General features: G+C 67.7%; 10 protein-coding genes. 1 reads left to right on the forward strand and 9 read right to left on the reverse strand.

Annotation, left to right across the window (positions count from 1 at the left end; translation table 11 throughout):
• Window positions 1–153 precede the first annotated feature (153 nt).
• The 9 genes from KEG38_RS54035 to KEG38_RS54075 all read right to left on the reverse strand — a co-directional run bounded on the left by KEG38_RS54035 (window position 154) and on the right by KEG38_RS54075 (window position 10,620).
• On the reverse strand, window positions 154–786 hold the full coding sequence (locus KEG38_RS54035) for a hypothetical protein (RefSeq protein WP_272428989.1): 633 nt from the start codon (window positions 784–786) through the stop codon (window positions 154–156).
• 89 nt (window positions 787–875) lie between these two features.
• On the reverse strand, window positions 876–2,096 hold the full coding sequence (locus tag KEG38_RS54040; RefSeq protein ID WP_272428990.1) for a hypothetical protein: 1,221 nt from the start codon (window positions 2,094–2,096) through the stop codon (window positions 876–878).
• Window positions 2,080–2,643 carry an RNA polymerase sigma factor gene (locus KEG38_RS54045; protein WP_272428992.1) on the reverse strand — a complete coding sequence of 188 codons (564 nt, stop codon included), beginning with the start codon at window positions 2,641–2,643 and terminating at the stop codon, window positions 2,080–2,082. Before KEG38_RS54045 ends, KEG38_RS54040 begins: the two co-directional genes overlap by 17 nt.
• A gap of 189 nt (window positions 2,644–2,832) precedes the next feature.
• On the reverse strand, window positions 2,833–4,371 hold the full coding sequence (locus tag KEG38_RS54050; RefSeq protein WP_272428994.1) for a glycoside hydrolase family 30 protein: 1,539 nt from the start codon (window positions 4,369–4,371) through the stop codon (window positions 2,833–2,835).
• A gap of 469 nt (window positions 4,372–4,840) precedes the next feature.
• Window positions 4,841–5,383: a hypothetical protein gene (locus KEG38_RS54055; protein ID WP_272428996.1), complete on the reverse strand. Its 543-nt coding sequence runs from the start codon at window positions 5,381–5,383 to the stop codon at window positions 4,841–4,843.
• Between the two features lie 16 nt (window positions 5,384–5,399).
• Window positions 5,400–7,049 carry a carboxypeptidase-like regulatory domain-containing protein gene (locus KEG38_RS54060; protein WP_272428997.1) on the reverse strand — a complete coding sequence of 550 codons (1,650 nt, stop codon included), beginning with the start codon at window positions 7,047–7,049 and terminating at the stop codon, window positions 5,400–5,402.
• Between the two features lie 59 nt (window positions 7,050–7,108).
• Window positions 7,109–7,441, reverse strand: a complete 333-nt coding sequence (locus KEG38_RS54065) for an MYXO-CTERM sorting domain-containing protein (RefSeq protein WP_272428999.1) — start codon at window positions 7,439–7,441, stop codon at window positions 7,109–7,111.
• A 501-nt stretch (window positions 7,442–7,942) separates the two neighbouring features.
• Window positions 7,943–9,337, reverse strand: a complete 1,395-nt coding sequence (locus KEG38_RS54070) for a calcium-binding EGF-like domain-containing protein (RefSeq protein WP_272429002.1) — start codon at window positions 9,335–9,337, stop codon at window positions 7,943–7,945.
• A gap of 218 nt (window positions 9,338–9,555) precedes the next feature.
• Window positions 9,556–10,620: an AraC family transcriptional regulator gene (locus KEG38_RS54075; protein ID WP_272429004.1), complete on the reverse strand. Its 1,065-nt coding sequence runs from the start codon at window positions 10,618–10,620 to the stop codon at window positions 9,556–9,558.
• Window positions 10,621–10,767: 147 nt separating this feature from the next.
• Between KEG38_RS54075 and KEG38_RS54080 the strand changes: the two genes are divergently transcribed.
• Window positions 10,768–11,565, forward strand: a complete 798-nt coding sequence (locus tag KEG38_RS54080) for a hypothetical protein (RefSeq protein ID WP_272429006.1) — start codon at window positions 10,768–10,770, stop codon at window positions 11,563–11,565.
• Window positions 11,566–11,713: the final 148 nt, after the last annotated feature.

Raw genomic sequence — 11,713 nt, forward strand, 5'->3', positions numbered from 1 at the left:
AGGGCCTTCGCTGGTCTTGCCTTGGCCTGTTCGATGAACTGCGCATTGCGCAGTTCATCGACCCCGGGTCCAGCGCTTGCGCTGGTCCGGGTCCAGGGGCGGATAGCCCCTGGTGGGGCCTGGGGCAACGCCCCAGCGCGACGCCCCCATCGATCACTCCGTATCGTCGGTGCACCCTGCCGAGACGAAGCTCGTGTGGGCGTATCCCATGTCCACGGCGCAGTTCGATGACGAGGACAGGTCCGCGCCGATCGTGAAATCGGACGCGGCATAACAGCCGTGGAACGACGTGACGGGCAGGCCGAGGAATCCTTCGATCCCCGCGAGCAGCTCCGGGGTCTCACAGCCGCTCGTGGGATCCTGGTCCGGGAACGCGTACCCGCAGCCCAGGAATTCGGCGCCGCTCTCGGACGCAAAGACGGTCGCCTCGACGCCGTCGGGCGCTTGCACGGTTTGCGCCTCGTATCCATGCGCATAGACGGCGACGAGGTCGGTCTCCGGGCCGGTGGTCACGGTCCAGTCGGCGGCCGAATACGAGGAGAGGAAGAGCACCACCGATCCTGGGCGATCGATGTGCACGCTGGCGGGCCCCTGGACATTCGTGGCGGCGGAATACGGATCGTAGATGCCGACGACGTGCAGCTCCACGTCGCCACAGGTCCCGCCCCCCTGCAAAACGGTCTGTTCGCCCTGCCCGAGCTCCTGCTCGACCGTGACGGCGGGTGCGCAGGCGGTGGCGAGCGAGGCGAGCGAGAGGGCCGCGATGGCAATGTAGGAAGTCTTCATGGTGCTTTCTCCTGCCGGGATATCCTGTTCACCCGGGAGGACCGGGGAAGTTTCCCCGGGGTCGTTCTTTTTTTGGACCGGCCGCCTGTTCAGGGAAAACCCGTGAACGGATAGCCCATCTCGGTCATGCAGGTTCCCGCGTAGTCGTCCTCCGTGATGGTGAACGCGGAGCCGGCGTAGCAGCCGTGAAAGGACGTCGCCGAAAGGCCGAGCGCGTCGTGCAGCGCCGCGAGGAACGGCTCGGTCTCGCAGCCGCTGTGTGGATCCTGGTCCGGCCACTCGTAGGCGCAGCCGAAAAACCCCCCCGAGCTCTCGGCGCTCGCGACGTGCACCACGGTATCCGGCGCGGATGCGAGGGTCTGCGTCTCGTAACCGAGCACGAAGATCTTGCGAATGTCGGCCTCCGGGGCCGCCGTGACCGTCCACGTCGTGGCGGCGAAAGCCGATAACACGAGAACCATGGGACCCGAGCGGGCGATATGCACCGACACGCCGCCCTCGGAGGTCGACGCCTCGTAAATACCGATCACGTGCACGTCGAACGTGGCATCCGTCTCCGGATGGGTTCCGCCCTTCGTCTCGTCCACGGAAGGCGCGGGCCTCTCCACGTCACGCGTGGACCTGTCCACACCAGGCGAGCCTGAAACGCTCGGCTTTCCAGGGCTCGCCGCGAGATCTCCGCCGGCACGTGGCGCGAGGGGCGAAGCCGGCCCGGGGGCCGCGAGGGGAAGCACCGGTGAAACGCTCCAAGGGTCGGGCGGATCCGCCTGGGAACGAGGCGCTCGAGACGACCACGGCGACGGGCCGGACGAGGGCCGTGGCAATGGCAAAACCCGCCGTGGCTCCGGGGTCCTCGGCGACAGCGAGGGCACGATCGGGTCGCCCACGGATGGCTTTCCCGATCGTGACGGAGCGGGCGCGCGCGCCGCGGGCGGTTCGAGCCGCGAGGTTTGCTCCGAGGAGATGCGGCGCGCATCATCCGCGCGCGGCCGTTCGATCGCTATATCCGCGTCCCCCTCGCCGGTGGGAGACTCCGGCGCCGTCATGTCCTCCGGCGGCTTCGACGCCTCGGCGGCGGGCGACTTGTCCAGGCCTGGCCCCCACGTGGCCACGGCGACGGCCATCGCCACCGCGGGCACCACGAAGAGCGCGGCTCGACGGACGCGAATCCCTCGAAGATCCGGCCCCACGGCGTCCAGGATTCGGTTCTTCAAGGCCGGCGCGGGATCTGCCTCGGAGAGGACCCGATCCGCCTCGCGTAAAGCGGAAAGGAGCGCCGGGGGACGCGGTCCTTCAGGTCGATCCGCCATCACCCACCTCCCACCCGTCCTCCGTGAGCCGAGCCTGCGCGCGCATCACGAGCTTCGATACGTAGCCCTTCGTGTGACCCAGCACCGCGCCGATCTCCTCGAGCGTCAGGCCATCGATAACGTGCATGGCGAATGCCACGCGTTCCTTTGCGGGCAATGTGGAGAGCGCTCGAAACGCGTGGCGGAGCTCGTCACGGGCCCCGGCGAGCGCGTCTCCGTCCATCGACGGCTCCTCGCGGCTCTCCCCGCGCAGGAAGTCCATCGTCACCCACGCGAGCAGCCGCTCCTTGCGCAGCTTGTTCAGGCACCTGCGCGTCGTCGTCCGGTAAAGCCACCCCTCGAGCGCATCGAGATCGTCGAGCACTCCGGCGTGCCGCACGAGCTGCAGGAACACCTCCTGCGTCACGTCCTCGGCCCAGGCCCTACGCGCGGAGCCATAACGCAGCGCGAGCCGATACACGAGCCCGCGGTGCCTCTCGTAGGCCGCGGCGATCGCGGCGCGGAGCTCGCTCGGAGACAGATCACGACCATCGCAGCGCGCGTCCATCCGCGTGCTTGGGATGGGTCTCTCGTCCGCCCCGCGGCTCGGCACGGTCGGAACGTACAGCTGACGGACGGGGGCGGGCATGGGTCGACGGGGCTTCTCTCCGCCTTCACCCACGATCGGGGCAAACGTTTCCTGCCCGCTGTCGATTTTGCCTGGGCACGGCGCCCGAGGGGACGGACGTGGCGGGGCCTACTGCTCGATGAAGATCTGCGGCGCGTCCGTGAGCGAGAGCGAAACGCTCCCGCCCGCCGGCGCGAGATCCGTGGCCGCGCCGGTCTTGCTATGGTCCCACGCATACGCCTTGATCGGCCCGCCCGCGGCGAGCGAATACGTCGCGCTCGCGTCCTCGCTGGTACCGCTCGTCTTCGCCCACAGGACGAAGGCCGTTTTCCCATTCGAGAGCTTGAACGCCGCGCCGCCGACCGCTTCCGGCAGCGCGAGCGCCTCCGTCGCGCCTGCGTCGAACGAGGCGCCGGCGAGGAGCTGCCCGTGCGTTCGATACGCGACGCCCGTATCCGTGATCTTTGCCTCGGTCGGCGCGCCGAGCTTCAGGACATCGTAATACAGGCCCATGTAGTCGAAGGAGCTGTCGCTCGCGCCGAGCTCCGCGCTGTCGGTCAGGAGATACCAATCGACGCCGCCGATCCCCTCGGCCTGCGCGGTGGTCATCACCTTGAGGATGTAGTTTCTCGCGTATTCCGCCCCGCCCGGGCCTGCGCCGATGAGCTCATGCGGCGCCCCGCTCTCGGTCACCATCCACGTCTTCCCGCTGACGCCCGCAGCATCGAGGACCTTCGCCAGATTGTTCTTGGAATCGACGAAGCCGTTCACACCGACGTCCGAGCTACCCGGGCTGAAGACCGGATAGTAATGGAAGCTCAGGACGTCGAAGTACTTCGCGCCCTTCTCGGGGTAATCGGCCGTCACGGCGCCGCCCTCGGGGTTGTCCGTGTAACGGAGCACGGCCGAGAGGAAATTCGGGTATCCGATCCCGCCGAGCGCAATCTTCGCGTCCGGATCGGCCTTGAGCGCCGCCTCGCGCGTTACGCGCAGCATGCGCACGTAATCGAAGATCGAGCCATGAAAGCGCGGGAGTTGCTCCTTCGTGGGCGGGTCCTTGTCCCATGTCACCGTCACCTGCCAATCGGCGACCCAATCGGGCTCGTTCCACACCTCCCACACCTTCACCCAATCCTTGTAGGTGCTCACCGTCTTGTACACATACGCGCCCCAGTAGTTGTCGGGGTTGATCGTGCCGTCCTCGAGGAACACGGGTTGATGCAGGTTTTTCGGCATGTACTCGGCAACCTGCCAGTCCGGCGTGCCTGCGGGCGCCGTCGAATGTTCGGCCGTGGGGGTCGTCAAGAAGGCGACGTGGTTCGACATGCCGAGCGCCGCGTATTGCTTGATGTCCTCGACCTCGATCTCGTACCCCCACGTCGTCAAGTGCTGCTCGGGTAGCGAGATCCGCTGGCTGTCGGCGCCGGCCTCGCGCGCGAGCTTCGCAAGCTCGGGGTCACTCCAAGTGGGGTGGCGGTGGCCGGCATTGATCCCATGCCGGAATGGCCCACCAAGCGCGCTACCGCTGCCGCCGGATCCGCCGCTGCCGCCGCTCCCGGCACTTCCGCCTCCGCCGCCGGTCTCCCCTGCCGCGGAGCCGCCTTCGCCGCCGCCCCCCGAGCATGCGGCAGCCAGAACAAGAAGCGACGCGGAGATAATACGACTCATCGAACTCATGACAGAGCCTCCGTCGTAAAAAGACGCGTGAACTCTATCATCGGCCGAAAAGCCTCAGGGGACTTTTCGCCGTTCCGTAGGCTCTTGCATCAACGCATCTTTATGCTGAAGGTGCGCTTCGCTGGGGCTTTGCCCCAGGCCCCACCCGGGGCTGTCCGCCCCGGGACCCGGACCAGCGCAAGCGCTGGACTCGGGGTCGATGAACTGCGCGATGCGCAGTTCATCGAACAGGCCAGGTCAAGACCAGCGACGACCCTGCCAGCCAAGACCGCGGCGCTGAGGATTCAACTGGCAACGTGCCCGCTGCCAGCGTGAAACGCACCTTCCTGGTCTTGCCACCGGCCTGTGGGAAGAACTGCGCATCGCGCAGTTCTTCCCCAAATGGTCCAGGGCTTGCCCTGGTTCGGGTCGAGGGGCGAACAGCCCCCGCGGGGCCCGGGGCAGAGCCCCGGCGCGGCCATTATTGCGACTTCATCACCTTGACCGGCCGACCGTCTTTATCGACCTTGCTCTCCCCGTCCAGCGTGCCTTTGGGCTGGCTGCCCAAGTTGATCGTGAATGACTGCACTTTGGCCTGCTCTCGGCCGTTGAAGGTGCCGCTGACGCGGATTGCGAGGTTACTCTCGGTCGCCACCGCGTCGTAGAGAACGGACACCTTGACGGATTGCCCGTTTCTCACGGACGGCTGCGAGACCGGGCTCGCTCCTCCCTTGAGCTTCAGCCCGTCCACCCCCCAGACCTCGATGGTGATGTTCGAGCCGTCTGCGCCGAAGACGACATCCAGATCGGCCGCGCCTGGCTTTAGCGTCGCGGTCACGTTCACGGGAGCGGAGGGCTTCGCTGTGGGCTCGACCGTGCTTGGGGCCGCGGCTTGGGGCTCGCCCGGGGCCGCCTCGGAAGAGCCGCCCGCGCTTGCGGGAGGAGCCGGAGGTCGCGCTCCGTCAGACCCGCACGCCGCTGCCGCGAGAAGTACGACCATCCCCACGATGCTGATGTATTTCATTGTCGATTCCTTTTCTTCAGTGCGAGATGGTGATGTCGGCCGCGTACGACATGGGCATGGTGTTGTACCCACGCACGCTGAGCACGTAGATCGTCCCTGCCTCCGAATCGAACGTGAGGCTCTCTTCCCCGCTCGGGTTTTCGTCGGACGTGACGAGGACGCCGGCGTTGTACACCGCCAGATCGACGTTGCTCGGGCTGGTGGAGGTGACGGTGATGGGCATCCCGTCGCCTTCCATCCGGAAGTAGACGTTTTGGGAGAGTCGATTGGATTCGTCGTCGCCGGTCATGTCGACGGTGTAGCTATCGCCGACGACACCCTCCTTGTAGACCGGCAGGCTCCCGGGGAAGCCGCCTGCGTGCGTCTCGTTCGTCCCCCACTCGTCCTCGATGGGGTCGATGCCGAAATCGGCGCTGGCGTTGTAGAACGACGTGACCGCGTCGATGTCCGCCGCTGCTTGCGGGTTGTTCTCCTTGAGCGAGGCCACGAACGAGAAGAGCGTCGTGAACGAAGCCTTGGTCTTTTGGCTCTGGTGCGCCTCGTAGATGCCTTTGATGCCCACGCTGACCTGGTCGAAGGGCTCGTTCGCCCCGTCATAGAGATCGTACACGAGCCCCTCGATCGTCGTCTCCGAGAACCAGCCCGGGTTCGTCTCGACGTTGTTGTTGTTCACTTCGACATCGTTCGCGAAGCCGCTCGCCTGCCCGGGCCCGGAGCTGTCGGTGTACGTGGTGTCCGGATCGAGGATGATCGCGCTCAAGCCGGTGCAGAACCCTTCGCTCCAGGCGAGCCGCGGGTCCTCGATGTCGCCGGAGCCGTGGGTGCCTCCGATGGTGTCCGCACGGCCGAGCGTGTTGTCGAACCAGTGGCCCCACTCGTGGACGATGATGTGCGAATCGAACTCGTCGGTGTCCACGTCCGCCTTGCCGAGGATATAGAGCTCCTCGCCGTCATAATGGGAGGTGCCGACCTGGCCCAGGGCTTTGTCCCCCTCCTCGGGGCGATTGTCGATGCTCCAGTTGAATTTGAGCGGAGGGAGCTCGGGGGGCGGAGAGACCTCGTCGAGGAAGCGCCTCACCGCGGTGTAGGCCGTATCGAGCACGGCGAACGGCGCGGCGGCGCGGGTCTTGGTGTACGCGGTCCCGTCCCAGCCCGTGGCGGCGAGGACGTCGAGCTTCGCGTCGGCGGCGCTGTCGGCCGTGTTGCTCTCCATCACGTAGACCTCGTCTCCGGACGTATTGTCCTCGACGATCAACGAGGGGACTTCCGTCTGGGCGTAGACCCAGACCTTCACTTTGGCGGCCCCCATGTAGTCGAAGCTGTAGGCGCCCTCGTCGTCGGAGGTCGTCTTCGCGATCTCGGCGTCGGTGTCGGCGTCGATCAGGCGGACCGAGGCCCCGCGGATCGGGCGCTTCTCGATCTTGCCATAATCGAGCTTTTCGAGGTCGACGTCGAAGGGCACGTACTCGTACGAAAGCGAACCCGAGAGGCGAAAGCTTTCGTCCTGACCACCGGCTCCGCCGCTTCCCGAGGAAGAGCTGCTGCTGCTGCTACTGCTGTTGTTGCTGCCATTGTCGTCGTCGCAGCCGGCGACGGGCCCGAGGGCGAGCGCCGATATGAGGAAAGGGAGGGTCCTGCGGAGAACGAGAGAGCGTGCGTAGATCATAAAGCATCCTTCTGCCGGACAGTCTGGACGCGCCGGCCATGCGTCAGTGATGGGTAAGGTCAGCTCCGGCGGCGGCGTCGCGCGAAGAGCATTCCGAGGAGCCCGAGCGCAGCCCACGCGGCCGCTCCCTCGCGTTCGGTCGTGCCGGCCGCGACGCAGCCGCACCCGTCGCTGTCGCCGCCGGTGTCACCGCCGCCGCTTCCGCTTCCGCTTCCGCTTCCGCTTCCGCTTCCGCCGCCGCTTCCTCCCGCTCCTGTGTCCATGCATGCGCCCGCGAGGCACGTGCCGCCGGTGCAGACCGTGCCGTCGGGCTTGTTCGGGTTCGTCGGGCTTGCGTCGGGGCGGCGGAGGCCGGCGCCGGCTGGCTCTCGGGGACGGTGTCGGGGCCGCAAGACGCGGCAAGCAGGACCAACACGGCGCCGGCGGAGGCGCGGCGGAGCCACGACCTCCGGCCCAAGAACGAAGCGACGTGTGTCATGGGCGGCAATCTACACCCAGACGTCATTTCCGCGATGGCCGTCCTGGAGCCGGGGCGAGATCGTTGCGTTTGTTGACCAGCCTTGCGTTTTTTGATCAGCGCGCGGGGCCGCGGGGCGAGGAGCATGCGGCGAGCCTGCTCGAGCCGACGAAGCTTTTGGCCCGCTACAAGAGCCTGCCTTCGAGCGAATTCGAAGCCCCCCTCGTCGAGCTGCTCCCCACGGCCGCCTGGGCGTGCGGGTATGCCGCGACGGAGGATCAGAGGGCCCCCCCGAGAGGCCGTCGACGGGCGTCTCGGGGCTCCCCAACCCCCCTTCACGGCCCGGGGGCAGGACATGCGCGGCCCGGACCAAGGTTGTACGGCTTGCGCTACCAGGGTGGCTCGTCATGCCGGGCGCCGGCCAGGAGCCGCAGGCTCACTCGCAGACGCCGCCCTGGGCCGCCCCGAAGTTCAGGACCTTGGTCCTGCACGCCGCGCCCTCCGCCGCGGTGAGACTGCTCAGGATGACGGGGAAAGCACCCCCACTGCATTGCGTGGGGCTGGACGGCTGCATCACCTGCACACCGCAGAAGCTCTCGCCGCCCTGCGTTCCGGCGAGGAGCTCCACGAGCGACGCGCCGGCCTCGGACACTGCCCAGGAAAAGCTGTCTGGGCTCATCACGTTGCTCCCGCAGGGGCCCGGGAAGGAGTAATTGGTGCACCGTCCATCCGTCACGAGCGTCCCAGCCAGCGCGCTTTGCCACGACGGATCCGCATCGCAGGGACAGACGGCGCAAGCCGGCCCGCAGGAGAGCATGCCACCGCAGCCATCGGGGATGGTGCCGCAGGTCGCTCCCTGGGCCTCGCAGGTGGTGGGGACGCAGATCTCGCAGTTGACACCCGAGTAGCCGGACGGGCAGGAGCAGGTGTAGCCGGTCTCCTCCGTCGCGCACGTGCCACCGTTCTGGCACGGCTGCCCGGCGCCGGGGGTGCAGGTCCCGGCCTGGCAGGTGTCGGCCAGCGTGCACGCGTCGCCGTCCGCGCAGGTGGTGCCGTCCGGCGCGTCGGCCACGGCCGGCTGACCGGCGCTGCACGCGGGGACCTTGCAGGGGTTCGCGTCGTCGGGCGGCAGGTCGGTGTCGTCGGCGATCGTGGTGGTGTCGCCGCTGCCGTCACACACGATCGCACTGCAATCCCCGGGGGTCTGCATGTCCACGGGCGTGTTCGCGGGCGTGAAGCTCACGCCGCAGACCCCGGCCTCGCACGTGCGGGCCTTGCACGCGTCGTCCATGCCCGCGCAGTCGGCCGGCGTGTTGCAGCCGATGCACATGCCGTTGCCGTCACACACGAGGCCCGCGCCGCAGGCGGAGCCCGCCGAAAGCGGGGGGTTCGACGCCACGCCCGCGGTGCACACGTCGCTCGTGCATTCGTTCATGTCGTCGGGCAGGTCGGCGTCGTCGGCTTGCTGGATCACGACGCCGTTGCCGTCACACACGGCCTCTTGGCAATCGCCCGTCACCTGATCGGGCAGGGCGGTCCCGGCCGCCGTGGGCTTGTGCGTGGGCACGCCGCCCTCGCAGACGTCCTCCGTGCAGGGGTTCTCGTCGTCCTCGGGGGTGCATTCGCCGCCGCCCGCGCCGCCGCTCCCGCCCACACCGCCGCTCCCGCCCGCGCCGCCGCTCCCGCCCACGCCGCCGCTCCCGCCCGCGCCGCCGCTCCCGCCGGCGCCGACGTCGATCTGGCTGCGGTCGACCGTGGCGATGAGCTCGCAGCCGAGCGAACCGCCCGAAAGCAGGACGAGCAAGAGGGGTGTGATGGATGCCTTCGTCATTTTTGGTCTTTCCGTAATCGTCAAGTCTTCAGCGGCGACCGTTAACTGAAACGTCCGCTCACGTCAAAGCGTCTGCTCTGAGGACCACCTCCGCCCCGGCGATGGAGAGGCGTGTGTCATGGCGGCGGATCTATACCCGAGCGCGAAAGCTCCCGCGACAGCCGTCCCGGAGGCAGGGCGGAATCGTTGCGTTTGTCGAGTAGCCTTGCGTTTTCTGATCAGCGCAGGGCGGAGGCGCGGCCGCGCGTGAGCGTCTCGGAGGGGCTCTCCTGGAAGCACTTCCTGTATTCGACGCTGAACCGCCCCGCGTTGCGGAAGCCCATGACGGCGGCGACGCCCGACACGGTCGTCTCGGGCTGCGGGGCGAGGAGCATGTGGCGCGCCTGCTCGAGCCGCCGGATCTTCAAAAACTCCATCGGCGTCATGCCCCGCGCCGCGCGGAACGCCGCCTGGAGCGAGCGGGCCGGCGCGCCCGCCGCGGCGACGATGTCCGAGAGCCGGATCGCCTCGCCGGCGTGCGCCGCGATGTACTCCTCGGCCCGGCGCACGACCGCGGGGGCGACGCGCGGGGGCGGGAGCTCGAGCAGGCGCAAGCCCTCGTGGCGAGGAATGGTCACGAGCGCGGTGAGGAGCACGTCGAAGAGCCGCGGCCGGACGAACGGCGAGACCGCGGGGCGCTCGATCTCCTCCCGGAGCAGCCGCACGATCCCGTGGAGCGTCGCGCCGCCGCCCGTGGTGAGATCCAGATCGGGTTCGAATGGGATCGCGCCGTGGCTCGCGTGGCCCGTGAGCATGGCGAAGTGCGCTTCGAGGGCCGATCGCTCGATGGTGACGGTCCGGCCCTTCGAGCCCACGGGCATCCTGATGTTCGCCGGCCGCACGGGAACGAAGAGCGCGGCCTGCTTTCCAGGCGTGATCGAAAGGCGCCGGCTCCGGATCTCCACCTCCCCGTCGCCGCTGCCTTCCCCTCCGAACACCAGCGCGTACCGATCGCCGAGGGCGGCCGCCTCGACCCGGCCGCCGAGGTCCCAGTCCCCCGCCACGAACGACACGGGCCCGGCCGAGGTGACCGCGAAATGGCACCGGAAGGCGGTCCCTGACAGGGGCTTTAGCGTCGCGCCCGGGTAGAGGCGGGAGTAGGTGGGGAGCAGCTCGTCGAGGTCGGTGGTGCTGAGGTGACTCTTCACGACCAAGAGGGGCGCTGCTTCTCGACGGGCGGAAAGCGCCACCTTGTCGGGGATCGGCTGGCTGTGGACGAGATCCGTTCCCAACCTGGCGTGCATCATGCGCCTCCATGATCACGCGTACCGGCGGTCAAAGCCAACGCGATGGTGCTGCCTCTTCGGCTTCCGCGGCTCTTCCCCTTGACAGCCCGGTTGCATGTCGGCGAGCCTACGGCCTGGTTTCGTGTGTTGGGAAAGGATGGGTTCATGGACGTCAGTCTTCAGGCGATATTCCCAGGCATCTACGTGTTCACGCCGGGCCGCCGCGTGCACTGCATGCGGCAGGTGAGGGCGGAGGCGCTCGCGGCGGAGCTCGCCGCGCTCGCGTTGCATGCGGATATCTGCGTCGCGCATGATCAAGATACGCTCGTCATCGAAGCAAAGTGGAATGGCCGCGCGCAGGACTCGACCGTCGTCCCGGGGCTGCGTGAGCTCGACATCACGCTCGACGGGACGATAACGTCTCTCCGCGACACCATCGATCGCCAGGTGCGAGCTTCCAAGGCGGGCGACCCGCTCGCCGTTTCCGGCGCGTCCTTGCTCCAGATTCTCTTTCCGCTCGGCGCGGCGGCCGTCACGAATGCCACGTATCCTGACGAGGCGGCCGAAGTGGAGCGGATCCTGACGGAGCTCAAGCAACCCAAATGGGCATCGCTCGTGATGGAGTTTGGTTTGACGCGTATGATCGTTCATATCACCGACCTTGCGACCGAATACAGGAAGCTCCTCGATACGCCCGCCGATGGCTTGAAGTTCCTTGCCGTCAAGGAAGCCCGCGCGAAGGGCCAGAATCTCATGCTCCAGGCCATGGCGATGATCGCCGGCAGGCATCCGTCGGAGAGCGACGCGGACCGCGCGGGCCGACAAGCGCTCATGGGCCCGATTCTCCGTCAAAATGATGCCATCGGACAGTACCTCAAAGCCCGTCGCTCGGTCCCGGACGTGAACCCCGAAACGGGCGAGGAGATACTGCCCGCGGTGCCTTCGGCGAACGCGCCGACCTGAACCCGAGCCGGGGACCACTTCGAGGTCGGCAAGCCGACATCAATCCCCAGCCGGAGACCTCTCCGAGGTCGGCAAGCCGACATCAATCCCCAGCCGGAGACCTCTCCGAGGTCGGCAAGCCGACATCAATCCCCAGCCGGAGACCTCT

Source organism: Polyangium jinanense (assembly GCF_028435265.1).
GTDB classification, from domain to species: domain Bacteria; phylum Myxococcota_A; class Polyangia; order Polyangiales; family Polyangiaceae; genus Polyangium; species Polyangium jinanense.